The 24,732-nt window shown below is 51.5% G+C and carries 23 protein-coding genes and 1 tRNA gene; 6 read left to right on the forward strand and 18 right to left on the reverse strand.

What is annotated here, in order from left to right; translation table 11 throughout:
- Window positions 1–401: 401 nt before the first annotated feature.
- The 3 genes from dapB to groES form a co-directional block, all read right to left on the reverse strand.
- Window positions 402–1,205: a 4-hydroxy-tetrahydrodipicolinate reductase gene (gene dapB / locus SE18_RS19805; RefSeq protein ID WP_054536207.1), complete on the reverse strand. Its 804-nt coding sequence runs from the start codon at window positions 1,203–1,205 to the stop codon at window positions 402–404.
- A gap of 104 nt (window positions 1,206–1,309) precedes the next feature.
- Window positions 1,310–2,956, reverse strand: coding sequence for a chaperonin GroEL (groL, locus tag SE18_RS19810; RefSeq protein WP_054536208.1), 1,647 nt, complete (start codon window positions 2,954–2,956; stop codon window positions 1,310–1,312).
- Window positions 2,957–2,994: 38 nt separating this feature from the next.
- Entirely contained in the window at window positions 2,995–3,297 is a 303-nt protein-coding gene (gene groES, locus SE18_RS19815; RefSeq protein WP_054536209.1) for a co-chaperone GroES, read from the reverse strand.
- 320 nt (window positions 3,298–3,617) lie between these two features.
- Here groES and SE18_RS19820 point away from each other — a divergent pair, with 320 nt between their 5' ends.
- Both SE18_RS19820 and SE18_RS19825 read left to right on the forward strand, forming a co-directional pair.
- The gene (locus SE18_RS19820) at window positions 3,618–4,205 is read left to right on the forward strand and encodes an RNA polymerase sigma factor (protein WP_054536210.1); all 588 of its coding nucleotides are present in this window, start codon (window positions 3,618–3,620) and stop codon (window positions 4,203–4,205) included.
- Window positions 4,195–5,115: a hypothetical protein gene (locus tag SE18_RS19825; RefSeq protein ID WP_054536211.1), complete on the forward strand. Its 921-nt coding sequence runs from the start codon at window positions 4,195–4,197 to the stop codon at window positions 5,113–5,115. The genes SE18_RS19820 and SE18_RS19825 overlap by 11 nt, the downstream gene beginning before the upstream one ends.
- Here SE18_RS19825 and SE18_RS19830 read toward each other — a convergent pair.
- From SE18_RS19830 to SE18_RS19850, 6 genes are all read right to left on the reverse strand, one after another.
- Entirely contained in the window at window positions 5,112–5,645 is a 534-nt protein-coding gene (locus SE18_RS19830) for a hypothetical protein (protein WP_054536212.1), read from the reverse strand. The genes SE18_RS19825 and SE18_RS19830 overlap by 4 nt on opposite strands.
- A 21-nt stretch (window positions 5,646–5,666) precedes the next feature.
- Window positions 5,667–6,263: a metallophosphoesterase family protein gene (locus SE18_RS19835; protein WP_083470039.1), complete on the reverse strand. Its 597-nt coding sequence runs from the start codon at window positions 6,261–6,263 to the stop codon at window positions 5,667–5,669.
- A 21-nt stretch (window positions 6,264–6,284) separates the two neighbouring features.
- Window positions 6,285–6,416, reverse strand: coding sequence for a hypothetical protein (locus SE18_RS28190; RefSeq protein WP_269083560.1), 132 nt, complete (start codon window positions 6,414–6,416; stop codon window positions 6,285–6,287).
- Between the two features lie 78 nt (window positions 6,417–6,494).
- Window positions 6,495–7,118 carry a histidine phosphatase family protein gene (locus tag SE18_RS19840; protein WP_054536214.1) on the reverse strand — a complete coding sequence of 208 codons (624 nt, stop codon included), beginning with the start codon at window positions 7,116–7,118 and terminating at the stop codon, window positions 6,495–6,497.
- A 1-nt stretch (window position 7,119) separates the two neighbouring features.
- Window positions 7,120–8,442: a pyridoxal phosphate-dependent aminotransferase gene (locus tag SE18_RS19845; RefSeq protein ID WP_083470041.1), complete on the reverse strand. Its 1,323-nt coding sequence runs from the start codon at window positions 8,440–8,442 to the stop codon at window positions 7,120–7,122.
- Between the two features lie 365 nt (window positions 8,443–8,807).
- Window positions 8,808–9,704 (reverse strand): class I SAM-dependent methyltransferase, encoded by an 897-nt coding sequence (locus SE18_RS19850; protein ID WP_054536215.1) that lies wholly within the window; start codon window positions 9,702–9,704, stop codon window positions 8,808–8,810.
- 63 nt (window positions 9,705–9,767) lie between these two features.
- Here SE18_RS19850 and SE18_RS19855 point away from each other — a divergent pair, with 63 nt between their 5' ends.
- Complete coding sequence (locus SE18_RS19855) at window positions 9,768–10,220, forward strand: cupin domain-containing protein (protein ID WP_054536216.1); 453 nt, start codon at window positions 9,768–9,770, stop codon at window positions 10,218–10,220.
- A gap of 12 nt (window positions 10,221–10,232) precedes the next feature.
- Window positions 10,233–11,405 (forward strand): C40 family peptidase, encoded by a 1,173-nt coding sequence (locus SE18_RS19860; RefSeq protein WP_054536217.1) that lies wholly within the window; start codon window positions 10,233–10,235, stop codon window positions 11,403–11,405.
- Here the strand turns inward: SE18_RS19860 and SE18_RS19865 are convergent.
- The 4 genes from SE18_RS19865 to SE18_RS19880 form a co-directional block, all read right to left on the reverse strand.
- Window positions 11,402–12,487, reverse strand: coding sequence for an STAS domain-containing protein (locus SE18_RS19865; RefSeq protein WP_054536218.1), 1,086 nt, complete (start codon window positions 12,485–12,487; stop codon window positions 11,402–11,404). The genes SE18_RS19860 and SE18_RS19865 overlap by 4 nt on opposite strands.
- 117 nt (window positions 12,488–12,604) lie before the next feature.
- Window positions 12,605–12,817, reverse strand: coding sequence for a hypothetical protein (locus SE18_RS19870; protein ID WP_054536219.1), 213 nt, complete (start codon window positions 12,815–12,817; stop codon window positions 12,605–12,607).
- Window positions 12,818–12,892: 75 nt separating this feature from the next.
- Window positions 12,893–14,818, reverse strand: coding sequence for an ATP-dependent helicase (locus SE18_RS19875; protein ID WP_054536220.1), 1,926 nt, complete (start codon window positions 14,816–14,818; stop codon window positions 12,893–12,895).
- 155 nt (window positions 14,819–14,973) lie between these two features.
- Window positions 14,974–15,792, reverse strand: a complete 819-nt coding sequence (locus SE18_RS19880) for an SAM hydrolase/SAM-dependent halogenase family protein (RefSeq protein ID WP_054536221.1) — start codon at window positions 15,790–15,792, stop codon at window positions 14,974–14,976.
- Window positions 15,793–16,212: 420 nt separating this feature from the next.
- Here SE18_RS19880 and SE18_RS19885 point away from each other — a divergent pair, with 420 nt between their 5' ends.
- The gene (locus tag SE18_RS19885) at window positions 16,213–17,604 is read left to right on the forward strand and encodes a Mur ligase family protein (RefSeq protein ID WP_054536222.1); all 1,392 of its coding nucleotides are present in this window, start codon (window positions 16,213–16,215) and stop codon (window positions 17,602–17,604) included.
- A gap of 12 nt (window positions 17,605–17,616) precedes the next feature.
- The gene (locus SE18_RS19890) at window positions 17,617–18,033 is read left to right on the forward strand and encodes a cupin domain-containing protein (RefSeq protein WP_054536223.1); all 417 of its coding nucleotides are present in this window, start codon (window positions 17,617–17,619) and stop codon (window positions 18,031–18,033) included.
- A 160-nt stretch (window positions 18,034–18,193) separates the two neighbouring features.
- Here SE18_RS19890 and SE18_RS19895 read toward each other — a convergent pair whose 3' ends face one another.
- From SE18_RS19895 to uvrC, 5 genes are all read right to left on the reverse strand, one after another.
- On the reverse strand, window positions 18,194–18,973 hold the full coding sequence (locus SE18_RS19895; protein ID WP_054536224.1) for an SAM-dependent methyltransferase: 780 nt from the start codon (window positions 18,971–18,973) through the stop codon (window positions 18,194–18,196).
- Between the two features lie 114 nt (window positions 18,974–19,087).
- Window positions 19,088–20,614 (reverse strand): O-antigen ligase family protein, encoded by a 1,527-nt coding sequence (locus tag SE18_RS19900; RefSeq protein ID WP_054536225.1) that lies wholly within the window; start codon window positions 20,612–20,614, stop codon window positions 19,088–19,090.
- Window positions 20,611–22,236 (reverse strand): cellulase family glycosylhydrolase, encoded by a 1,626-nt coding sequence (locus SE18_RS19905; RefSeq protein WP_054536226.1) that lies wholly within the window; start codon window positions 22,234–22,236, stop codon window positions 20,611–20,613. Before SE18_RS19905 ends, SE18_RS19900 begins: the two co-directional genes overlap by 4 nt.
- 79 nt (window positions 22,237–22,315) lie before the next feature.
- A tRNA-Pro gene (locus SE18_RS19910) sits at window positions 22,316–22,392 on the reverse strand.
- 356 nt (window positions 22,393–22,748) lie between these two features.
- Window positions 22,749–24,674, reverse strand: a complete 1,926-nt coding sequence (gene uvrC, locus SE18_RS19920) for an excinuclease ABC subunit UvrC (protein WP_054536228.1) — start codon at window positions 24,672–24,674, stop codon at window positions 22,749–22,751.
- Between the last annotated feature and the right edge of the window lie 58 nt (window positions 24,675–24,732).

The raw sequence follows: 24,732 nt of genomic DNA on the forward strand, positions 1-24,732 counted from the left end.
GTGTACAGGAATGTATGAGAGGCACCGTCGAGACGAGGCGGACAACTGGGGTGCTGTGGAGGCCGTGTGAACGGTAGAGCAGACACCCGCAGAAAGCCAAGCGATCATCGGTTGCCGCGCGTCGGCAGGACGCGGTGTGGCCAGAGGATGGTTGCATGGCAGGCAAGACTGGCATTGATGTGCGCTATGCGAATGAAGAAGTCGTCAGCTATGGGTGATTGGAGCGAGGGCGAACAATTTGGTACGTGTCGAGGTGGTTGTGCCCCACGCTGCTCCATCCCGAACCAGGCCGTGAACGCGACACACACCGAGGCTACTGCAGCACCCGCTGTGGGAACGTAGGGGGATGCGTACCATTCCAGATAGACTCCGTTGGATTTCCAACGGAGTCTTCTTTGTGGTTAATCTAAATCTAAGACCTGCTCTAAACCACGCTTCAAGCCCACAAATGTATTGACTTTGCGAATTGCCAATAACGCACCATCAATATATGGCTCTGCTCCATTGCCTGCCTCATGGCGCAGGATCAGCTTTTGGTCGGGCATACCAAATATTGCTTCAATACTAATCACGTAGCCTGGCAAGCGCACTGAATGCACTTGTTGCTCAGCCATCCGCGCTCCTCGGGTTGCTTGTTCGCCTACAATCTCTTCGGTTGGCACGGTTTGGGCTGATTCGCGCACTTGACCTAAGCGAAAGGCCAGTTCTCGGGCTGTGCCGCTTGGCGCATCGATTTTCTTGTCGCTGGCATAATCAATAATTTCGCTATGCGCAATGTAGCGGGCTGCAATCGAGGCAAATTTTTGCAATAAGACGACGGTTAATGCAAAGTTGCCGACTGCTAGCACGCCACGTTGAGCTTTCAAGGCTGCTTCGTGAATTGTGGCATAGGCATCATCATCTAAGCCCGATGTGCCAATGACCACATGCGCTCCGCTTGCCAAGGCTTGCAACACATTATCCAAGGCAACAGCTGGCTTGGTGTATTCGACAAAGACATCGCAGGGCTGGCTCAGCGCCTCGCTGGCCGTAGCAAAGACTGGACAATTCAGCGCAGGCTGATTCAACACAGCCCCCAACTCTTGGCCTGCATGGCTGCGTGAAACCGCCGCTACCAAGCGCAAATCATTGGTTTTGGCAAGGCCTTGGGCCAGCGCCGAGCCTGCCCAGCCTGTTGCTCCTGCTAAACATACACGAATCGACATAAGCATTCTCCTAGTAAGTTGATGTGATTTAATAATACAAGTTAAATGAAAACCCCCGTTGCTCAATTGAACAACAGGGGTTTGGTGTTGCCGATTGGGCTGGATTAGAAATCCATGCCGCCCATGCCACCCATACCGCCACCAGGAGCTGGGGCTGCATCCTTTTCAGGAATATCGGCGACCAAGGCATCGGTGGTCAAGATCATCGAGGCAATCGAGACGGCATTTTGCAAGGCCGAACGGGTTACCTTAGCTGGGTCGATGATGCCCATTTCAACCATTGAGCCATATTCGCCAGTGATGACGTTGTAGCCAAGGGTTGAGTTATTTTGATCTTTTTGCAAGCGGCGCACGGTGTCGATAATTACGGCACCATCTTCACCTGCGTTGCGAGCCAATTGGCGAATTGGTTCTTCCAAGGCGCGGCGCAAGATCAAGATTGCAGCTTTTTCGTCTTGGTTTGCTGGCTCAACGCTATCCAACGCTGGCAATACGCTCAACAAGGCAATCCCGCCACCAGGCACGATACCTTCTTCAACTGCTGCCCGAGCGGTTGAGAGCGCATCTTCGACGCGGTGCTTGCGTTCTTTCAATTCTGGCTCGGTTGCAGCCCCAACTTTGAGCACTGCTACGCCACCAGCCAATTTGGCCAAGCGTTCTTGCAGTTTCTCGCGATCGAAATCGCTGGTGGTGGTTTCAATTTGAGCACGAATTTGTTCGATCCGAGCTTTGATTGCATCTTCGTCGCCGCGGCCTTCGATAACCGTGGTTTCGTCTTTGTTGGCAATCACGCGGCGAGCGCGGCCCAAATCTTCGACCGTGGCGCTATCAAGCTTGCGGCCAATTTCTTCGCTGATAACCGTACCACCGGTGAGGATGGCGATATCTTGCAACATGGCTTTGCGGCGATCGCCGAAGCCAGGAGCTTTGATTGCCAATACGTTGATCGTGCCGCGCAATTTGTTCAACACGAGGGTTGGCAAGGCTTCGCCGTCGATGTCTTCAGCGATAATCACGAAGTTCTTGGTGAATTGCAAGACCTTTTCGAGCACTGGCAAGATTTCTTGGATCGAGCTGATCTTCTTGTCGGTGATCAAAATGTATGGGTCTTCCAAATCTGATTCCATGCGGTCGCTGTTGGTTACGAAGTAGGCTGAGATGTAGCCACGATCGAATTGCATACCTTCGGTATATTCGGTTTCGTAGCCCAAGCCTTTGCCTTCTTCAACGGTGATAACACCGTCTTTGCCAACTTTGTCCATCACTTCAGCAATCAAATCGCCAATTGACGAATCGGCAGCTGAGATGGTAGCAACGCTTGAGATATCGGTGCGATCGTTGACTGGCTTGGCCAAATCGCGGATTGCTTGCAACAAGACGGCGGTGCCTTTGTCCAAGCCACGCTTGATCATCATCGAGTTAGCGCCAGCAGCCACTTGGCGCAAGCCTTCGTGGACAATTGCTTGAGCCAAAACGGTAGCGGTGGTGGTACCGTCACCAGCAACGTCGTTGGTTTTGGTTGCAGCTTCAACCAACAAGCGTGCGCCCATGTTTTCAAATGGGTCTTTCAATTCGATTTCTTTAGCAACAGTAACGCCGTCATGGGTTACGGTTGGTGAGCCGAATTTTTTATCGATAGCGACGTTGCGACCGCGTGGGCCCAAGGTCGTCTTAACTGCATCTGCAACCACGTCCACGCCACGTTTGAGGGCGCGGCGGGCATCTTCATTAAAAGCAACTTGCTTTGCCATTGTTAAATAATCCTCCTAAGAAGCGTCGCGAATTAGCCTTAGCCTTGAACGACGGCCAAAATATCTTTTTCAGCCAAAATCAAATAATCTTCGTCGTCCAACTTGATCTCGGTGCCAGCATACTTGGCAAACAACACGCTATCGCCAACTTGCACTGCAACTGGCACTCGCTTGCCGTTATCATCCAACTTGCCTTCACCAACAGCCACAACGATGCCTTCTTGAGGTTTTTCTTTGCTCGCTGTGTCGGGCAGGAACAAGCCACTCTTGGTTTTTTCTTCTTTGGCTTGAGGCTTGATCACCACACGATCGGCCAAGGGGCGAATCCGGAAATCAGACATGATAATGTGTCCTCCTTAGTTGACCATTTAGCAATCTACTGTGATGAGTGCTAAATCCAAGTGTTAGTGTATGTGCTTCTGTTAAGCTTGTCAAGGCTTGGTTTATCACTCTTGGGCTGAGAGTGCTAAAGCGATTTAGCCCATTCTGAAGGTCAAAAACCGTGCTACTTGGCTCATTTATTTGCGTTAAGCGATTGTTAGAATTTAGCAAAATCGTGCTGCGAGTGCTAATTTGCCCAAGCTTGTTACTTTTTGGGCGTGCCCAACGATGTATTGAGTGCAAGGCCATGGCGATTCACACACCAGAGGAGGCTGACGATATGGCATTGATTCATCGCTTGGTTGCTGAACGGGCGCCATTCGATCAGCAAACGTTGGAGGATCACCGTGATGTGGCGTTGGCAGTGGCGGGCGATCACGAGGCCTTTGTGCGCTTGTACCAACGCTATATCACGCCGGTCTATCGCTTTCTTGTGGCTCGTTTGCAGCAGCACCACGATGCAGAGGAAGTCGCAGCCCTAGTCTTCGAGCGCGCGTGGCAAAGCCTTGGTCAATTCAAGCCCAATGGCCCATTCATCGGCTGGTTATTTACGATTGTGCGCCGCTGTTTAGCCGATTTTTATCGGCGCGGCCAACGCCGTCAACAGCAAACCCAATTATCCGATGACCTTGCCAGTCAGCAATTATCGCCCGAATTGACCATGCTGGCGCTTGAACAACAGGCCTTGTTGCAGCAAGCTGTGGCCCAACTTAACCCTGAACAACAGGAGTTGCTTCAACTGCGCTTTTTTGCCCAACTGCCCTATGCAACGATTGCCCAAATTGTCGGCAAACGTGAGGCTGCGGTCAAAATGGCCGCCTATCGCGCGCTTGAACAACTCAAACGGAGGCTCGCCGATGACCAATAATTTCGATCTTGAGCGCGCGTTGGCTGAGCTAGAAAACGGCGCACTTGGCCAACAGCTCAATGGGCAAGCCCAGCGGTTTAGCCCAGCACCAGCAACAATTCAACGAATTCAGGCTGGACTTCAGCCACCAGTAAAGCGAGGCAATGGTATGCAAGCATTCTTTCAACGTCGCCCAGCGCGGGTTTTGGCACTGGCTGTCTGTAGCGTCGCGGTTGGTTTGGGCTTAATATTTGGGCTGAATCAACCAACCAGCAGCGTTTCAGCAGCCGAGTTGATTCAACGCGCCGAAACCTTCGCCAGCCAGCCAATTGTGGCCAATGGCAAGGCGCGGCATATTGCAATTGAAATTTCAACCACCCGTAGCGATGGCCAAATTGGTGAGCACTATCGCGATGAGATTTGGCTAGTGCAAGGCCAATCGCATATTTTGCTCTATCAGCCAGCCCGCCAATCGCTGAACGGGCAACCAGTTGGCTATCAAATGGGGCCAACGATCGTCGATGAAAACTACTTTTGGAATTACAACGCCCACGACAATACTTCGGTCAAAGCGCCGTTCGATGAATGTTCGTTGAGCTTGGAACAGTGGGTAGGCGAAGGCGCTTTTGGCTCAGAGAGTAATTTTTCCAATGCCGCAATTATTGGCACTGAAGAACTTGCTGGGCGTCAGCTTACCATTGTCGATCTTGGCAGCACTATTGGTAAAGCCTGGATCGATGCCAATACTGGCCAGATTTGGAAATTTACCAGTAGCCAGACCTACGAAGGCATAACAACCGAAACCTTGGTGCAATTTGTGGTTGATGAAACGCTTGAATTGGATGCACTGCCTGCTGAATGGCAAACTTACACTGCGCCTGCTGGTAGCCCAATTATCGAACAAACCACGCCATACTGCATCTATGGCTAGCTTTCGAGCGATTCGAGGCGCAGTACCGTCGCGCCTTGATCGTTAACTTCGACAATCATCACCGCGCAGCCTGCCTCAATTGCTCGGCCACCGATCGCCCGGGCGTTAATGCGAGCTGCGCCTTTTTGATGTTCATAGGCAACAACCCCAAAGCCCTCTGCTGGCAGCGCTTCGACCACCACGCCTAGCTGGCCGATTGGCCCAACGTTGCTGGCAGCTGAACTAGCCTGCTGGACAATGCTGCGCTCGATAATCATGCGATAGAGCAATAAACCCACTGCCAAGCCACCAGCCAGCGCAATCAGGCCGCTGAGCCACCAATTGACCCCAGCACCACGGGCCAAAAAGCCCACCCCAGCCGCCGTAATCAGCCAACTTGCCAACACCAACGGCTGAATAAACAACCAGCGCGATGAGCGTTGCATTTGTTCGAGCGAGGGCCAGAGCGCTTGGCGGCGAGCCTTGGTAATGATGATGATCAGCAAACCCAAGCCAAATGCTGCCAGATAAAACCATTGATCAAGCGTCAAAGCGAGCGATCCTTTCAGCAATTAATCAGCAAGCTGCGCCCAACCTGTTGCAAGCCAGCGAGCTAGATTTTCGCGCCCGTTGTGGCGAGCAGTAGCGGCGGCCTCGTGCCACGCATAGCAAATCGCATAGTGCTCAACTTGCCAGCCATGAGCGTTGCGCTCGACGATCGCATAGCGTGCATGCGGGCTGCCTGCTTGCATAACGTGAGGGTACGGTAGATCATCATTATACGCGGGAATTCCAACACTGCCTGGATTGACGATTAATTGGCCGTTGGCCAGCTGAACTATGCGCGCACTATGGCTATGGCCACAGACGATCAGCGATTGGCTGATGCCTTGGATTGCGGCGCTAATTGCTTCTTCAGAATGTAAAAACACTCCGTGTGGTGTTACATGCTCCAACAAATAGGTGGTATCGCTGGTTGGTGTGCCGTGGCAACAAAACATATCATCAACAATTGCGGTTGCTGGCTGCTTGGCAAGCCAAGCTCGCTCGTTTGGGCCTAAATCGGCCTGCACAAAGCGATAACTGAGGTTTTTTTGCGCTGATGAAACTTCCTCGAATAGCAGGCGATCTTGGTTGCCACTAATTGAAATGTTGGCAATGTGCGCCAGTTGTTCAGCGCACCAGCGTGGTTACAGCACACTATACACACTATCGCCAAGATTGATGACCTGATCAACATTGCGTTGAGCAAGATCAGCCAAAACTGCGGCTAAGGCCAAGCGATTGCCATGAACATCGGCCAAAAGTGCCCAGCGTGGCATATGCAATCCTCCAATTTGATTGTATGGTTTGCTGATAGGCTCTGATTATAGTCGAGATAGACTGTTTGATGATTTTCCCTAGCAGCTGGCAGGGCGGGTATAGCCGCGATTGAGCCAATTGATGATCGTGCCACTTTGATAGAGTTCGAGGCACGAAAGGCTGCCAAGGTCGAATTTCCATTGCCAATAAAGCTCGAGCGGCGTTTGAAATACGTGGCAGCATAAGACTTGCAGGCTGGTGGCATGGGCAACCAGCAGGACACAACGTCCAGCGTAATGCGCAATGAGATCGTTGGTGGCTGCTTGAACCCGTTCGGCGACAGCTAAGAGGGTTTCGCCTTGGGGAGCGGGAATGTGCAATGGGTCGGCCCAATGCGCGCGGGCTTGCTCAGGATTTTGATCTAAAACTTGGCGATAGGTCAAGCCTTCCCATTCGCCATGATCAATTTCGTGCCAACGGGGATCGCTGGTAGCTTGATGTTGCGGTAGCGCACGCGCCAGCGTTTCGGCTGTGCGGCGTGCGCCACTGTGAAGCACAATTTCTGGAGTTTCCTCGCTGAGCCACCGCCCAAGCTGCAATGCTTGAGCATGGCCGCGCTCGCTAAGCCCTTCATCAGCACGACCTTGGTAGCGTCCCGCTTCATTCCAAGCGGTCGCACCATGACGGGCGAGTAGCAAACGCAGGCCTCGTGGATCGGTCATATTACTTGACGCGCTCCAAAATTGCGCGCATCCGTGGGATACATTGCTCGACATCGGCGATTGAAACCGCGCCAACCGAGAGCCGCATCCAGCCAGTTTCTTGGCGCAGGCCAAAGGCTTGGAATGGCACCAAGGCCACGCCTGCTTGCTCCAGCAAAATATCGCCAATTTGGGCGTTGCTGGTAATTGGCACGCCATCAAGGCTCTTGCCAACCAAATCGAATTGAGTTGAAAGATAAATTGCGCCTTGCGGGGCAATTGCATCAACTGGCAAGCCAGCAGCCTTCATTTCTTGCACTGCGTTGTAAATCAAATTCAGGCGGGCGCGAACTTCGTTATGCATATTGGCATAAAAATCGTCGAGCACTTCGACTGAATTCAAAATATGCGCCGTGGCTTCTTGCTCTGGGTGGGGTGCCCATGCGCCAACGTGATTCAAGAACGCTTTGATGCGATCGGTGATGTGGGGTGGTGCTACAACCCAGCCAACCCGCAAGCCGGTCGCTGCCCACGATTTAGAAATCCCATCAATGAAAATCGTGTAGGCAGCCATTTCGGGCATTACTTCGATTGGCGTAACGTGGCGAATATCACCAAGCTGCAATTCCCAATAAATTTGATCGTAAACCAAATAGAGCAAACGTAACCCAAGCTCTTTGCGGCGAGTATTTTCATTCACGATCAATTCGCTGATTTTGCGCAATTCCTCTGGCGAGATCATCGTGCCAGCTGGATTGAGCGGCGAGTTAATCGAGATCAAGCGCGCTTCTTGGATGAATGGCTCAAGCAAGGCAGCGGTCGGCAAAAAGCCGTCTTCTGGGCGGGTTGGAACCTCAATCGCCTTTGCGCCACACAAATAGGCATAGTGATTGTTGTTCCACGATGGCACTGGGTAAATCACCGTTTCACCTGGATCGATCAAAACGCCATAGGCGGCGTAGAGGCCAGGCCGCGCGCCAGAGATGATCTGAATGCTTTCCAAGGGATAGCGCAGACCCAAACGCTTTTCGTAGTGGGCAAGCACTGCTTTGCGCAATGCCAACACTCCTTCGGCGGGCGGGTAATTGGTGCGGCCAGCGCTATACGATTCAATCGCTGCATCGCGCAACGCTTCAGGAATAGGAAACTGTGAAGGCGCAAAATCACCGACGGTGAAATTACAGACTGTGCGGCCTTGGGCTTGCAACGTGCGGACATTACCGGCAATTCGCAAAATTTCAGAACCAACCATGCCACGCGCCATTGCGGAGATCGATTGGCTGCTCAGTTCAGTTGATGTTGGCTCGAAATATTCAGCAGCATCAACCGTTTCAATCAGTGTCATTGCTACACTCCTCGATGTTTGGGAGGAACAGTTTGGCTTGCGGGACGATTTCGCGTCCCTAAGTATAGCAGATGTGCTACGGGTACAATCAGCGACAACTTTGTGAACGAATGTAGGACAAATCGGCGATTAATCCACGAAGGGCACGAAGAACGCGAAGGCTATGTTTCGCCACGAATTCCACGAAGAATTGACTAATAGCCTCAAACCAAGAGCCATGCTTTCTCTGCGCCTCTGCGTTAAAGGTTTGATCCACGAAGGGCACGAAGAACGCGAAGGCTATGGTTCGCCACAGATTGCACAGATTTTTTAGGATTATGTTCTCTGTTCTATGCTCTATGTTCTTACTCCCTGACCTCTGACCCCTATTTATACCGATCGTAATATTTGGCCCGATAGGGCGAGCGCAACAGTTCCAAACCATCTTTGAGCCGAAAACTGATTTTTCGCAAGCCCATTTTGAGGCTAGTTGGTAAGCGGCGACGAACTGGCGTGGTGAGCCGACTAGCCAATGATGGTCGGCGGGCGCCAGTGCCAGCCTGCCAAACACTCACATAATCGCTTTGTTGCACTTTGAGGCGTTCGATTGGCGTGGCGCTAATTCGTTTGGCTTGAACCAATAAAAAGGCTGGACGGCGATTTTGCAACGTAACCCGCCCGCCAACTGCCTTGGGGTCGTGCACCCGATACCACGGCGCATGCGGATACATCTCGAAAACATACATTTTTTCCAGCTGATAGCCATTGTCGGGCGTCAAAATGCGCCAAAATAACTCTGGCGAAAATTGATAAAAGCCATGGCCAGCCATATTGTTGCACGGCGTAATCGCCAGAAAATGGCCACCTTCAGCAACCATGTTTAAGCTATTTTGTAGCGCGATTGGCAAATTGAAGATATGTTCAAGCGTGCCACCATCAATCACACAGCTAAATCGGCCATGCAACTCAGTGGGAATTGGCTGATTCAGATCGTGCAATATCGTTGCTGATTCATAATCGGAAAAATCGATTGAATCGGCGCTGCTGGCTCCAAGGTAATGGAGCAGCGGCTCGGCAAAAAGTGGCTCGCCATCAACAGCATCGCGGGTGAGGGTTTGGGCCACAATCGGTGGTAAGGTCTCACCTACTTCGGCAAAAACTTGTTGTAAATCGTACACCCCAAGGTGCATTCCCTGACGGCCTAGGGTTAAACTCTGTTTAAACTGGACACCAGTACTTCGGGCTTCCAAAAGGAAGCGAATAGTATTAGTTTCAAATCCCATAAAAGCTCCATAGTCAGGGCGAAAACCATCGCCTATAATGACCATAATCAGCGGAGGTTGCCTATGTCACAGCTTGCCGATCATACCATGCTCTTGGAATGTCCGATCGCAAACGCCCCGCATAGCCAGGTTGCGGTCAAGCTCACTGGCTCGGATACCGATGGCGCGTTTTCCTTAGTTGAATATACTAGCTTGCCTGGAACCGATGTTATGCAGCATATGCATACCCGCGAAGATAAAACCTTTATTATTCAAGCTGGAGTTTTTGAGTTTTTGATCAATGGCGAGACGATTATTGCCAAGGCTGGGGCTACGATTGATCTGCCGATGGGCGTGCGACATGGCTTTCGCACCCTTGGAACCAGTCCCTGTGTTGCATTAATAGTTGCAGCTCCTGCTGGTTTCGAATACTATTTCCATGATTTCAGCGATGCCATTCAACAATTTGGTTTGCCACTGCCTGCTGCCGCCTTAGCGCAGTTGAATCAGGCGTATGGGATTATTTTTGAAGAATAAGGATTCATCACTATGCCCCGATTGCCAATCCTAGCGCGGGATCGGCGGCGATTGCAGATCGCTGGCTGGTTGCTTGGCGCTGGGTTAACTGTGCCTTTGCTGCTGTGGTGGACGTTTCCCGCAACCTCGCTCGCCCCAATTCCGCCAACTGCAACGCCGCAAATCGTTCGGGTTGGTGCCACCCTCGATGAGCCGATTCCTGCCGATTGGCAAGCGCCGGTGTTGAATCCTGAACTCGAAGCCCAAGCTTTGGCTATTCCCGAAACCTTACCCTTAACCAGCAGTTTGTTGGCCGCGCCAATTTCTGCTGATACGGTGTTTACCACCACGATTGCAGGCTTGGTTGCAAGTGATGAATTGAATTTGCGCGATGGCCCAAGCGTTGATTATTTGCCCATGGCGATTTTGCCCAACACCACGCCGCTAACCGTGGTTGGCCGCTTTGAGGGCTGGCTGCAAGTGGTCACACCGCAACGGGCTTTGGGCTGGGTTGATGATAATTATGTGGCTTTGGCTAGCTCGGTGCAAGCGTTGCCCCAAATTGCTGAGCACGCCGACCCAAATCCGGCTTTATTGGCTGAACTAAATGTTGAACGAGCGAATGTGCGAGTCGCGCCCCAAACTGGCTCGGATATCATCACGACCTTGGGCTCTGAGCAAGGCCAGGTTAATTTGCTGCAACAACGTGCTGGCTGGTTTAATGTGCGTACCAACGATGGCACTGAGGGCTGGGTTTCAGCTGAGCTTTTACACGCAGATGACTATATTTTACGCCGCGTGCCAACCTTGAGTGCCTCGCCCAACGCGCTTGAGGCAGTGCGTTTGGCCAGCAAATACGTTGGCTATCCCTATGTTTGGGGTGGCGAAACTCCGCGCGGCGGCTTCGATTGCTCAGGCTTGGTGTTGTATGTTTATGGCAAATTGGGCATTGATATGCCGCACAGCGCCGCTGAACAATGGACTGGTGGCTATGGCCAAAAAATTACTAGCCAACGCGATTTAGTGCCCGGCGATATTGTCTTTTTCAAAAATACCTATAAAAAAGGCGTGAGCCACGTCGGGATTTATGCTGGCAATGGCAACGTGATTCAGGCTCTCTCCGAAAATTTGGGCATTCGCGTTTCCGATTTATCGAATAGCTATTGGAATAGCCGCTTCGTGGGGGCAATTCGGCCTTTTCCCTAGTTCATGGCCGATTGCAAATCGCGGTAGATTGCTACATGCTCAAACACAATCCCCAAGTTGACCAAGGCTTGGGCCACTTCAGGCCGCACGCCAATCAAGGCAACCTTGGCTCCTAGCAACTGCGCCGAATCAACCAAGCGCAATAAACCAGTTGCCACATCGTTATCAAACCACGAAAGCCCCGTCACATCGAGCAATAAGCGTTGAGCACGGCGCTGTTGAATTTCGCCCAATGCAATCACCTGCAAATCGCGCAAGCGTTCGTTATCAAGCGTCCCAACAATTGGCAACACCAGCGTATCGCCGCTGACTGGTAGCACTGGCACGCTGAGTTCGCGAATTGTTTGGCGTTGTTGCTCAATTTGGGCCACATAGGCTGCTTGTTCTTGATTCCGTTGTTGTAATTCGACAAGCGTGTGTTGCAATTGCTCTGTTCGCTGGCCAACTTGTTGCTCCAACGAAGCCCTTGATTCCTCCAGCGAATAATTAATTCGTTTGACCTCGCGCACGGTCAAATTCAAGCGTCGATGAAAACTAAATAATAACGAAATGATCATGGTCACAATCGGCGTTCCAGAGGTAATCATAATCAACAAGACATTAATTTTTGGGTAATTATATTGATCATTGAAAATAAAACCTAAGAAAGTTACAATGATAACCGAAATCCATGCCATAATGCTAATTTGTTTGAGATGATGGCTATTGACAAATTGTACAGCAATAATCAACATCAAAAAAACATATAAAACACTCAGTGGCCATTCGATTGGGTTGAAAAAAGTAATGATCATTGGCAATACAGTACAACCAATAATCATCAGATAGATACTTTGCTTAATTTGATTACGTCGAGCAAAAAAGCGCCCAGCAATAAAAAATAAGCCTTGGACAAGCACTGCAAAGCCACTTAGGGGGATTTTTGATTGCATGATGAAATCTGATGCATCAGGGATGATCACGGTGAGCGTCACGCCAATCAATAACCCGACATAAATCGCGATGGCAGTTAATCCCAAATAACGGCCTAAACGCAGGTGATCAGGCTGTTGATCGGGATCAACGGTGCGAGTGCTTTGCATAGATTTAGTTCCTTTAGCAACACAGTAGTGCTATTGTATCAAATTTTGGCCACTTGCAGACATAACAAAAAGGCAGCCAAGCTTGGCTGCCTTGCATTGATTAGGTAGTGACTGAAATTATTCTTTGTTGCCAAATAGCCCGCCGAGCAAGCCCTTGGCTTTGTCGGCAACATCCATCACGTTTTCGCCAGTTAGGAAGCCTTCAACTTGACCACGCAAACCTTCTGGCAATTTGTCACCCAAAAAGCCCTTGACTACTTCAACCGCCTTGTTGGCTTGTTCTTCGCTTAAGTTGGCCTTTTGGACGAGTTGGGCAATTAATTCTTTCATTGGTCACTCCTACGCTGCAAAAATCCTAACACTCAGAGTGTAGGCTCAAAAGTTTACCTCAACGTTAACGAATGGTTAGAAAGCCTTGGCTTTGGCTCGCTCGCGGCCATAAACCAAAATATCGTCGAGAAAGCGCGAAGGATTGCGGCTGTTGCGCTGGCGTTTTTTGGCATGCGAAAGATAGAGTTGTTCGCCAGCCCGCGTCAAAGCGACATAACACAAACGGCGTTCTTCTTCCACCCCGCCTGCTTCAACCAACGAGCGTTCGTGGGGCAGCGTGCCTTCTTCTAAGCCCGCCACATAGACGATTGGCCATTCCAAGCCTTTGGCTCCATGAATTGTCAGCAGTTGTACCGCATCGCGCTCATCTTTGTCCTCGACATTGGTCAGCAAGGCAATTTCTTGCAAAAATGCCGCAAGGTTGGTATGTTCGCCCGCAGCCACCCGCAACTCTTCCAAGTGGGCGAGGGCATCGCTGCGCTCAGGGTCGTTCCAATCCTTTTCGATCATGGCTTGGTAGCCGCTTTCTTGCAAGACGGTTTGCAGCAAGCCTTCTGGCGGGTAGGTTCCGCTGGCCAATTTGCGCCAACGATAGATTTTGCGTGCCCAATCGCTGACAGCTTGGCTCGCCCGATCGCTGAGTCCTTCCCAGGTCTCGCGCTTCAAAATCGCTTCGCCAAGCGGTAAGCCCAAGGCCGCAGCTTTGCTGGTGAGATGGGCAATTGTGTTGGCGCTAATGCCACGGGCTGGCACATTGATAATTCGATTCATGCTCAGGCTGTCGCTGGGATTAGCAATAATTCGCAAGAAGGCCAAGGCATCGCGAATCACCCGCCGATCGTAAAAGCCTGCTTGGCCTTTGAGCGAATAGGGAATCCGCGCTTGGCGTAAGGCGGTTTCCAGCCCTCGGCTCATATGCCGCGAGCGATAGAGAATTGCAATATCTTTGCTGCGGCGGCCTGTGCTGAGCAAACTGCCAATTGATTTGGCGATAGCATCGGCCTCAGCACGATCGTCTGCTGCTTCATTGATCACCAAAGCTGGCACTGGTGGCGAACGGCGAGCCGCTTTCAAGGTGAGCGCTGGCACGGCCACCGAATGGCGCATCACAGCGTAGGCTGCATCAAGAATTTCTTGGCGCGAACGATAATTGGTCAGCAACTCAACAACCTGCGCTTCGGGAAAATCGCGGGTAAAGCGATTGATAATCGTGTAATCGGCGTTGCGAAAGCCATAGATCGATTGTTGGGCATCGCCAACCGCAAATAATGAGCGTGGACGCTTGCCAACAGGTCGCGAAAGCAACTCAAGCAAGGCATATTGCGCCGAATCGGTATCTTGATATTCGTCGACCAGCACATGCGCCCAGCGCGATTGAACTTCGTCGAGCACATCGTGATGCTCAAACAGCAGCTTATAGGTCATCACAATCATATCGTCGAAATCGACGGCATTCGAGCGCTCAAGTTGGCGTTGATACGTTCGATAAATCGCCGCCGCATACTGGCTCAGCGGATCGTTGGCCATCTGGCGGGCGAGAGTTGGCGGCTGCATACGGCTTTTGAAGCGTGAAATCAAATTCAGCACTTGCGGCGCTTCAAGATCATGCGGCATGCGCCCAGTGTAGCTATCCATAGCTTGTTGCACGAGTTGCAACTGCTCATCGCCAGCGTAGATTGTAAAATTGGCGGTGTAATTGCGAATGCGCCCAGTAATATGCTGGCGTAACAATTTGCCACAGATGGCGTGAAAAGTTCCGGCGGTGAGGCCACGGCTGCGCTTGCCCAGCAAATCGCGCAAACGAGTGCGCAACTCACTAGCCGCTTTGTTGGTAAACGTCACCGAAACAATCGAATCGGAGCTTGCGCCCTGTTCGATCAGATAGGCGATGCGGTAGGTGAGGACGCGGGTTTTACCGCTGCCTGCGCCAGCCTTGACCAAAACAGGCCCAAGCTGCGCCATAACCGCCGCCCGTTGTTCGCTGTTGAGAGTATCAAACATAGTTTTTTCGGAAGGCAAAAATCAGAAGTCAAAAGTCAGAAGAGTACATAACATTGATCAACTCTGAAGATTGCTAGTATTTAATCAAACGCTATCAAAAAATAAGGCAAAAATCAAAGGTACAGCATTCTGCCCTTTGACTTTTGCCTTTTGACTTAGCTTACAAAGCGAATGCGGAGGCTATCGCCGATGCCAACGCCGAGCATGCGGGCTGCATTGCCGTTGCGCACCGCCAATTCGAGCCGTTCGCTGGAGCCAAAGAGCGCCATCACCATGCCCCACTCGCTATCGGCGTAAGTGCGGCAAATTCGGCCAATTCGCTGATCGAGAATGCCGATTTCGACTTGCTCGATGCTGCCATGCTGGGCAATAAAATCGCGGGTGATGTTAGTAATACAATTACCAAAATTATCAACGTGGATGATTCGGCCTTCCCATGCATCATCAAGGCGATGGCGTGGCTCGGCTAGCGGCAACTCGACCAATTCAGCCAATGGGTTGCCAAGTTCTTCAGCTTTCACGCCTTTGGAAAGATGGGCCGCAACTGGGGCGAAAATATCGCGGCCATGGAAGGTTGCGCTCACGTTAGGCAACCACCAGCGCGTATCGCTCAGTTCGATCAACTGCAATTGCTCGCGGCCAAATTCTGCCACAAGGTCTTTCCACACATATGAAAGTACTCCGTTATCGGGAGCCACAAAGGCCCAGCGTGGCGAACATAACGCCACGGCCTTGCGATCGCCGCCCACCCCTGGATCAACAATTACCAAATGGACAGTGCCATCGGGAAAATAACGATAGCCTGTGTGCAATAAATAGGCTGCTTGGGCAATCCGCTGCGCATCAATTTCATGGGTTACATCGATTAAAGTTGCCTGCGGATTAACCGAGAGAATCACTCCTTTAAGCACAGCGCTATACGCATCAACACTGCCAAAATCGGTAGTTAGGGTCAAGATTCCATTCGGTTGCATAAACTCCCGCCAATAGTTTGCGTAGGTCAATTGTTGTTAACGCCGTTTAGTATACGAGAATGCGTAGCGAAAGGCAAAATAAAGGATGAAGGATGAGGGATGAGGGATGAAGTGAAAGCTTGAAACCACGAAGCACGCGAAGATCGCGAAGGTTAAGTTTTTCGCCACGAATTGCCCGAATTGTACGAACAATATTCCGATAGCCGATAGTCATACTTTTCTCTGCGCCGCTACGTTAAGCATTTGATCCACGAAGGACACGAAGGCTAGGTTTTTAGCCATAGATTATTTGGATTATTTTCCAATAGCCAATAGCCTGATACCTATGTGCTATGCTCTCTGTTCTATGTTCTCTCTAATGTGACTTTTATGCTATCCTACTCTCCAGAAAGTATGGGCTGGTTGTGACTGAGGATAATCATGACACTACGTGAGCAGGTTGCATTAAGTGTTGCGCAGCTAGCGCAATGGGCAAGCCGCCAATTTGGCTTTGGTGGCGGCACAAATTTACCTGGTCGAATTGCACGGCGGGTTGCGCCCGACGTATTGCGGCATCAGGCGCAGCGGCTCAATGGCGGCGTGATGCTCATTTCTGGCACCAACGGCAAAACCACGACCAGCCGCATGATCGCGGCTATTTGTAGCCAAGAAGGCCAGCCTGCATTACATAATCGGGCTGGCGCAAATTTGATCACTGGGCTAACCGCTGCCACCCTCGATCTAGGCATTTGGGGCGAGCCGCACTATCAACGGGCCTTGTTCGAGGTTGATGAGGCCCATTTGCCCGCCGCCATCGCCGAAACCCAGCCCCGAGTGGTGTTGCTGCTCAATCTCTTCCGCGATCAGCTTGATCGCTATGGTGAGGTTGATACGCTGGCCGCAAAATGGCAAAAGGTGCTTGCCACGCTGCCCCGCACAAGCACCGTTGTGTTGAACGCCGATGATCCTGCAATCGCCGATTTGGCAACTGGCTTGCAAGCCAACGTGCTTTTTTATGGCCTCGAAGATACGCGTCATGGCAACGATGCGCTGCGCCATGCAGCCGATTCGATTTTCTGTCGCCGTTGTGGCCAGCCCTATCGCTATGATCCTGCCTATTATGGCCATATTGGGCGCTATCACTGCCCCGCCTGCGGTCATCGACGGCCAGAGCCGCACATTGGGCTGCGCCAATTGGAGCTTGATGGCACGCGCGGCAGTACCTTGCGCGTCGTGTTGAATCAAGCTCAAGGCCAGCAAGCGCTCGAATTAACCTTGCCGTTGCCTGGGCTTTACAATGCGCTCAATGCCTTGGCTGCGATTGCCGCCACCAGCGCCTTGGATGTGCCGTTGCCAATTATTCGCGCTGCCTTGGAGCAATTTAGCGCCGCCTTCGGGCGGATCGAACGCTTTGACTATCAGCAAAAACAGGTTTTGATGGCTTTGATTAAAAATCCGATTGGCGCAAGCGAAACTGTGCGCATGATTACCAGCGGGAGTCAAGCGCCGCTTAACTTGATGATTGCAATTAACGATAAAATTGCCGATGGCACTGACGTTTCATGGCTTTGGGATGCAGATTTTGAGGCTTTGGCTGGCCATACTCAACAGATTGTTGTGAGCGGCACGCGGGCGGCTGATATGGCGAATCGGCTGAAATATGCTGGGATTGACCAGCAACAAATCCATGTCGAGCCCGATTTGGCACAAGCTTTTGATCGAGCAATTGCCAACGATACAGCCTTGACGATGCTGCCAACCTACACGGCCATGCTCGAAATGCGCGAGGTCTTAGTCGATCGCGGCGTGCTCAAGCCATTTTGGGAAAGCTAATAGCTGGGGGAAATGCTGATGTCTGAACAAGCCGATTGCGTGATTATCCGGCCCAATGAACAACATGGATTTGCTGGTAAACAAGGGCTGAACTATTTTGCTGGTATTGCCGCCGAAACCGCAGGCTCGCAGGCGCTGTGTATGCACATGCTGCGCATGCCTGCTGGCGCACGAGCCAATGCCCATCACCACGAAAACCACGAAACCGCAATTTATATGCTGAGCGGCACAGTTGAAATGTATTATGGTCATCAATTAGAGCGCCATGCAGTTGTGCATGCTGGTGAGTATGTGTATATTCCCGCTGGCATGCCGCACTTTCCCTTCAACCCATATGCTGAAGAAGCAGTGGCGATTATTGCCCGTACCGACCCCAACGAGCAAGAAAGCGTCGTGCTGCGCCCAGATTTGGATGGGTTGCGGGCGTAGGGTTTTTAACCACGAAGGACACGAAGCGCACGAAGTAAGGCTATAGGCTCTGATTAGCTGGATTTTAATTAATCCCTGCCAGCCAAAAGCTTATAGCCATGATTCCTCTGCGCCTCTGCGTTAAAACTCATCCCTTACCTCCTATGCTCTATGTTCTTACTCATCCCTTAATCATAAACGTGCCATACATATCGCTTTGATCGTCGTCTGCTTGGCGATCGTCCTCGATAACCCACATGCCATCAATTTCGTTCCATTCGGAGAGCCGTTGCAAGCCTGGCTCAAGCAGCGTCCATGGCGCAATAAACTGGTTGAGTTGGGCAACTGTACGCGGATAAATGGGGCTGCCCATGGCCTGATAGCGCGCCAGTAATTCTTGCAATTTGGGGTTGGGATTTTCGGGCAGGGTAAGCCACGACATGGCGAGTTGCGAGCCAGGGCTGCACCAATTGTATAGGCGTTGCAGCGTTTGGCGCAACACCTGATCATCTAAAAAATAGGAAACCCCAATGATGCAGATTGCCAACTTGCGCTCGCCTGCAAAATGTTGGTCGGCTTGGGCCAAAATGGATTCAAGCTCGGCAATATCGGCGTGGTGATAAATAACTCGAGGATTGTTGCCGATAATTTCACGCGCATAGGCGACGGTGGCCTGATCATAATCGTTGTACAGCACCAAGGCATCGGGGCGAATTTCGTGAATATAACCTTGGGTCGGCAAGCCGCTGGCCAAATCAAGATAGCGGGTAAAGCCCGCATCGGCCAAACGATTGATCGCAATATCCAAAAACCAACGATTTAAGCGCGCGCCATTTTCAATCGTTGGAATCATCTGCACCAAGCGTTCTGCTGCCGCGCGATCAACTGCAAAATTGTGGCTCCCACCCAACAAATAATCGTAAATTCGGCCTGCATTCGGTTGCGATGGATCAAATTCCACGGCCAGCACTCCTCAACCTATAGCATGTTTTTATTCTTACGATTTGCTGCATTCATAAAAACTAACACTTATTAATATAGATCGTAGCGCGCAATGCTGCTCTTTTCAAGAGAATTATTGTCCTATTTTGGCCTCAGATGCTTGCTTGATCCGAAAGCTATCGATCATGCCAAAGGCGAGCCATGTGACCATGGCAATGTCGCTGGAGAAATAGCCTTGATCAACCCCGCCATGCAGCCAGCCAGCTACTAAGGCTGCAATCGCTGCGAGCGCTAACCAACGCTCAGGCTGAGCGCTATGCCAAATCTGCCAGCTATGCCGCAGACTGCGCCATGCCAAACTGGCAAAAATGATTAAGCCTACAATTCCAACCCGCAACCATAGATCAAGCAGCAAGTTATGCGGATGGGCGGTGTTGCGCTCTGCAAGGTCGTTGGCCAGCGCTGGCTCAATATAGCCCCGATTATATTGGGGATTAAAATAGAAATAAAATTGATCAAGCCCAATGCCCAAAACTGGATGATCGCCAATCATGGCTGCTGCTGAACGCCAAATGCTCAAGCGTGCTGAGCTTGAATCGCCAGTGACGCTCAAACGTTCAGGCCCACTCAACGACGAATAGAGCAACAACCCACCAAGCACCACGCTGGTGATCAGCGGCAGCCACCAACGCCGTGGCAAGCAACTCAGGCCAATTAATACTAAGGCTACTGCAAAACGTGCACCCTTGGAATAGGTCAACATCAGGCTGAGCACCAAGACACTGCTGACCCCAAGATAGAGCACCGACCACGCCGCCGTTTGCCAGTTGCGCTTGCGCCAAAATTGCCACAAGGCCCAAGCAGCAGCCACAACCGCCAACATACTCGCCCGATCCATCCACAGTGCCAAATTGTTGGGGTGGCAATAGACCGATGAGGTGCGTTTGGTGCCGCCAGAATCAACGATCAAATCGCTAAAACACATGCCCGTGCCATCAATCGGCGTCCAATCGAGGTCGCGCCATTGCAAAATGCCAATTACTGCCACAATTGCGCTGCCAGCCAGCAAGCCCCAAAGCAGCCAACGCCGCACAGGGTAGCGCGGTTGCCAATACAGAATCAAGCCATACAACAGCAATGGCTCGACGATCATCCAGCGCCATTCGCGCCATGCCTCTGCTTGGCCTTCAGGTACCGCCAGAGTTGCAGCAAATGTCGCAATCAGCAGCCAAGCCAAGGGCAGCAGCAGCATGCGCCAATGTTCGCGCCACCAAACTCGCCATACCGTGCGTCCACGCAGCAAGCGCCAGCCAAGATCAAGCGTAGTTACGCCCAAAACAACCAGTAACAGCAGTTCGTGCAAGGGAAAATATTTGCCATCGATAAACGGAAAGTCTCCATCCCAAAAGCCGCGCGAGCGATAGTTGAAAGGAATTGTTGCGGCCACGCCAGCCAAGCCAATTTCAGGGCGTAACCAAGCAAGCGCCGCAAAAAGCGCCAGCAGCGCCAGCGCAAAGAGCAAATTATGCGCAGCAGCCTCATCGATGCCAACCAAGGGCGCAAAGCGTTTTGGTCGATACAAAGCCAAAATTGCTAAAGCCGCGATGCCGCTAACCCCGACAGTTGCCAATGGATGCCAACGCCAACGTGCAAGCATCATACAATTCTCTTTCGTACTAGGACGCTCCAAAAACGCTTCAATGCTATTATCAAGCCGAGCCAAAGCCCAAATGGAATGCTGGCCCAAAGCCACCACCACGCCCGTTGGCGGCTAATCGTCAGCGCTTGCCAATCGCCGCGAATCCGCAACTGATGCTGGCCTAGTTCGCCCTCAAAGTGTTTGGTTGTAAGCACTTGGCCATCAACTTCTAGCTCAATTGGGCCTGCACTTTCGACGCTCAGCCGTTCGCCCCACCAATTTGCCACGTATTCGTCGCTGTTTTGCCAGAGTAAATCAGTTGGCTGATAACGGCCAATGCCCAATTGGGGTGCTTGATTCAGATACGACTTGACGGCGCTATAGGCTGGCAGTTCAGCCCAATCGCTCTTGAGCAAGGCAAAATGAATCGTTGGATCTTCGGGTGAGAAGCCAACCCCAGGCCGCAAAAACCAAATATTCATCGCGCCCAGCCATGGCCATTCTTGGCGTGCTCGTTGCAAATATTCAACCAGATATTGGGCTTTTTGTTCTTCGCTGACTGGCGCGCCATATTGGGTCGCCACTGGTGAGCTGTTCCAGCCAAATTCGCTAATCCAAACCGCTTTATGCTCGTCGCCATAGCGCTCCATCACTTCGCGCAGCAACACCACCCGCGTTACATCAGTGCGCGAATCGAGCGGGCGTTGCCAAAGTTTATTGCGCTTCAACGAACCATCGGGGTTGAGCACTGGGCGCACATAGCGATTTTCGGTCGCTGGCTGGCCAAGGCCATAGCCCTGCGCACTGAAAATATCAAAATAGGCCGACCCGCCGCGCTCGTAGATTTGGGCCAAAAATTCGAGATCGTTCTTGGCTTGCCAATCGAAGCCATCAGCAGGCGTAAGGCTCGGGAAGATGATGATTGCATCAGGGTTGGCGGCTTTCGCGCTGGTATAGCCAAGTTTCAATAATTCGATAAATTCAGCAGGATTGGGATCGGCCCAATTCCACTCGTGGCCATAATTTGGCTCGTTCCAAATTTGAAAAAAGCGCACTTTGCCGCGATAGCGCTCAACCACGGCATTCACGTAATCGCCATAATCTGCATAATTATCGGGTGGGCCAGTCGAGCCAGGGTCTTGCTCGCGTTTGGCGACGCGAAAACTCTCCATCGGCAAGTTTTGGCGTGCCCAGCTTGGCGGGCGATCAAGCCGCACGATCAGTTGCAAATTGCGGGCTTGGGCGGCGGCCACAATCCCATCGTATTTCGTCCAAGCTGAGATTGCATCGTTTTGGTCGACCGTGCCATCGCCATTGTAATCGTGGCGATAATCGCGAAAATCGTTTTTGGCGTGAATCTCAATATCTTCCCAAGGAAATTGCACGCGCAGCCAATAAAACCCAGCAGCTTTGGCTGTATCGAGGGTGCGCGAAATCACCTCGGGCGCTTCGAGGTGTAAATTGGGCAAATTCACGCCGCCTTGTGGCACATTGGCCCAAGCAATTGCTTGATCGACGTGGGTGCTTACGCCACGCCATTGCTCATTTTCAAGCCACGACCAAACGGCGAGGCTGCCTGCGCAAACCCCAACGATGAGAAGCCAAAAGAGTGGTTGGAATCGAAAAAATCTGCTTCGTTGCATAGCGCAGGCCATTATCAACCAGCGTTGCAGGCTTGTCAAAAGCCTAAAAACAAAAAATCACCGTCAAAACGGTGATTGGTGGTCGGGGCGAGAGGATTCGAACCTCCGACCTCAGCGTCCCGAACGCTGTGCTCTACCGGGCTGAGCCACGCCCCGACAACGCTAAGATGATACACCATGGCTTGGTAGTTGTCAAAGCTGCGCTAGGGTATTTGTTGCAAAATTGTAACGTGCTGGGGGCTGGTTTTGAGCCACGAAGCTTTTTTCGCCACGAATTCCACGAATTGCACGAATGAGTATTTTTTAGCCACAGATTGGCACAGATTATGGGGATTATGTCCTCCTAGCCCATAGCCTAGCGCCATGGTTTTTAACTCGCCCTTTTTGGCTTCTGACTTTTGACTTTTGCTTTCATCCCTCATCCTTCATCCTTCGTTCTGCTCTGCGTTGAATGCTCTACGTTCTATGCTCTACGTTCTGCCTTCATCCCTCATAATTCATCCTTCATCCTTCTATAAAAGTCCTTTGATCTCCTCGGCGGCTTTGCGGGTCATGCCGGGCACGGCGGCTAGCTCCTCGATGCTGGCATTGCGAATGCCATCGAGCGAGCCAAAGGCGTTGATCAAGGCTTTTTTGCGTTTGGGGCCGATGCCTGGAATATCTTCCATCGTCGAGCGCAGCATGCCTTTTGTGCGCAACTTGCGGTGATAGCTAATCGCAAAACGATGAGCTTCTTCATCGATCCGCTGCACAAGATGCAAGCCAGGATCGTTTTGGGCAAAGGCGATTGGCACGCGCTGACCTGGCTTGACCAAGCCAAACGGCAAGTGGCCTTTGGTATCGCCCTTGACCAAGCCAACCACCGGAATATGCTCGAAGCCCGCTGCGGCCAAGGTTTTGGCGGCTGCATTCACTTGGCCAATCCCACCGTCGATCAAAATCAGATCAGGCAGGACTGTCCAAGTTTCATCGTTGCTAGCTGGCTCGGCGCTTGCTTGCTCTGCTGGCTCTGGATCAGCGCTTTGGCCCGTATCATCGGCACGAGCAAAGCGCCGTTGCAGCACTTCGCTGAGCGAGGCCACATCGTTTGCGCCTTCGACGGTTTTGATTTTGAAGCGGCGATAGTGCTTTTTGGCTGGCTCGCCCTGCTCGAACACCACCATACTGCCCACCGAATTGGTGCCTTGGGTATTTGAAATGTCGTAGCATTCGATGCGTTGCGGCAATTCGGCCAAATTCAAGACATCGCGCAATTGGCTTAATCCAGCTGTTGCTCGTTGTTCGGCGTTGAGCCATTGTAAACGCAGTTGATCGAGGGTTTGGCTGGCATTACGGGCGGCCAAATCGACCAAATCTTTTTTATCGCCGCGCCGTGGCACTTGCAAACTGACCTTGTGCCCGCCCTTGCTTTCCAGCCATTGCTCGATAATTTGGGTTTCTTCGGGATAATCGGGCAGCAGAATATTGGGCGGAATATCGGCGGCTGCATCATAAAATTGGGTTAAAAATGAACTCATTAAGGCTTCTGGATGTTCTTCCTCAGTGCCTTGCAGGGTAAACGGCTCCGAACCAATGAGTTTGCCGCCGCGAATATAGAAAACTTGGACGACTGCTTTGCCTTCATCGCGGGCAAAGGCAATCACATCTTGGTCGCTGGCGGCGGTATTGAGCACCTTTTGGCGCTCCATCACCCGCTCAACCGCTTTGATTTGGTCGCGCACATAGGCTGCGCGTTCGAATTGCAAATCTTCGGCGGCTTGGTTCATTTTTACTTTGAGATCGCGCAAAATTGCCTCGGGCTTGCCGCTTAAAAATAACCGCACTTGATTAATCGCCGTGCTATATTCTTCGGTGGTGCAATTATTGGCACATGGCCCAAGACAGCGTTTAATATCATAATACATACAAGCTCGATTCATTCGAGCATGCTTTTTAAACATATCATCGTTACATAAGCGAAACGCAAATAATTTATTTAATAATTCAATTGTTGCATAGACGCTGCTGGCTTTGGCAAATGGTCCAAAATAAATGCCCCCATCTTCGAGCACTTTGCGCACACGTAATACCCGTGGCCATTCTTCCTTGGTAATTTTAATATATGGATAACTTTTATCATCTTTGAGCAATACATTGTAGCGTGGGCGATGCTTTTTGATTAGATTCATTTCTAAAAGCAAGGCTTCTAGCTCGGTGTCGGTGGTAATAAATTCAAAATCGGCGATATTTTGCACCAAACGGCGGGTTTTGCTGGTCAGGCCGCGTGGCGCACCAAAATACGAGCGCACCCGATCGCGCAGGCTTTTGGATTTGCCCACGTAAATGATCGTATTGGCTTGATCGCGGTAGATATACACGCCTGGGGCAAGCGGCAAGTTGCGCAAGCGCTCTTCAAACAGCGCATGATTGGCAATATTAGTATGGGATAAATCTGGCATTTTCGCACCTCTGTGCTAATTATACCGCATCTTTGCCGAACATGTTAAAAGCCGACTA

It is taken from the genome of Herpetosiphon geysericola, assembly GCF_001306135.1.
GTDB classification, from domain to species: Bacteria; Chloroflexota; Chloroflexia; order Chloroflexales; family Herpetosiphonaceae; genus Herpetosiphon; species Herpetosiphon geysericola.

Bases quoted from the DNA above. Each gene is read 5' to 3' on its own strand.
- SE18_RS19840 (WP_054536214.1), bottom strand. From the start codon at position 7,118: ATGACCGATCCACGAGGCCTGCGTTTGCTACTCGCCCGTCATGGTGCG.
- SE18_RS19870 (WP_054536219.1), bottom strand. From the start codon at position 12,817: ATGAAAGAATTAATTGCCCAACTCGTCCAAAAGGCCAACTTAAGCGAA.
- SE18_RS19875 (WP_054536220.1), bottom strand. From the start codon at position 14,818: ATGTTTGATACTCTCAACAGCGAACAACGGGCGGCGGTTATGGCGCAG.
- groL (WP_054536208.1), bottom strand. From the start codon at position 2,956: ATGGCAAAGCAAGTTGCTTTTAATGAAGATGCCCGCCGCGCCCTCAAA.
- SE18_RS19850 (WP_054536215.1), bottom strand. From the start codon at position 9,704: ATGGGATTTGAAACTAATACTATTCGCTTCCTTTTGGAAGCCCGAAGT.
- SE18_RS19880 (WP_054536221.1), bottom strand. From the start codon at position 15,792: ATGCAACCGAATGGAATCTTGACCCTAACTACCGATTTTGGCAGTGTT.
- SE18_RS19860 (WP_054536217.1), top strand. From the start codon at position 10,233: ATGCCCCGATTGCCAATCCTAGCGCGGGATCGGCGGCGATTGCAGATC.
- SE18_RS19865 (WP_054536218.1), bottom strand. From the start codon at position 12,487: ATGCAAAGCACTCGCACCGTTGATCCCGATCAACAGCCTGATCACCTG.
- SE18_RS19900 (WP_054536225.1), bottom strand. From the start codon at position 20,614: ATGATGCTTGCACGTTGGCGTTGGCATCCATTGGCAACTGTCGGGGTT.
- SE18_RS19845 (WP_083470041.1), bottom strand. From the start codon at position 8,442: ATGACACTGATTGAAACGGTTGATGCTGCTGAATATTTCGAGCCAACA.
- dapB (WP_054536207.1), bottom strand. From the start codon at position 1,205: ATGTCGATTCGTGTATGTTTAGCAGGAGCAACAGGCTGGGCAGGCTCG.
- SE18_RS28190 (WP_269083560.1), bottom strand. From the start codon at position 6,416: ATGCCACGCTGGGCACTTTTGGCCGATGTTCATGGCAATCGCTTGGCC.
- groES (WP_054536209.1), bottom strand. From the start codon at position 3,297: ATGTCTGATTTCCGGATTCGCCCCTTGGCCGATCGTGTGGTGATCAAG.
- uvrC (WP_054536228.1), bottom strand. From the start codon at position 24,674: ATGCCAGATTTATCCCATACTAATATTGCCAATCATGCGCTGTTTGAA.
- SE18_RS19890 (WP_054536223.1), top strand. From the start codon at position 17,617: ATGCTGATGTCTGAACAAGCCGATTGCGTGATTATCCGGCCCAATGAA.
- SE18_RS19885 (WP_054536222.1), top strand. From the start codon at position 16,213: ATGACACTACGTGAGCAGGTTGCATTAAGTGTTGCGCAGCTAGCGCAA.
- SE18_RS19905 (WP_054536226.1), bottom strand. From the start codon at position 22,236: ATGCAACGAAGCAGATTTTTTCGATTCCAACCACTCTTTTGGCTTCTC.
- SE18_RS19825 (WP_054536211.1), top strand. From the start codon at position 4,195: ATGACCAATAATTTCGATCTTGAGCGCGCGTTGGCTGAGCTAGAAAAC.
- SE18_RS19820 (WP_054536210.1), top strand. From the start codon at position 3,618: ATGGCATTGATTCATCGCTTGGTTGCTGAACGGGCGCCATTCGATCAG.
- SE18_RS19855 (WP_054536216.1), top strand. From the start codon at position 9,768: ATGTCACAGCTTGCCGATCATACCATGCTCTTGGAATGTCCGATCGCA.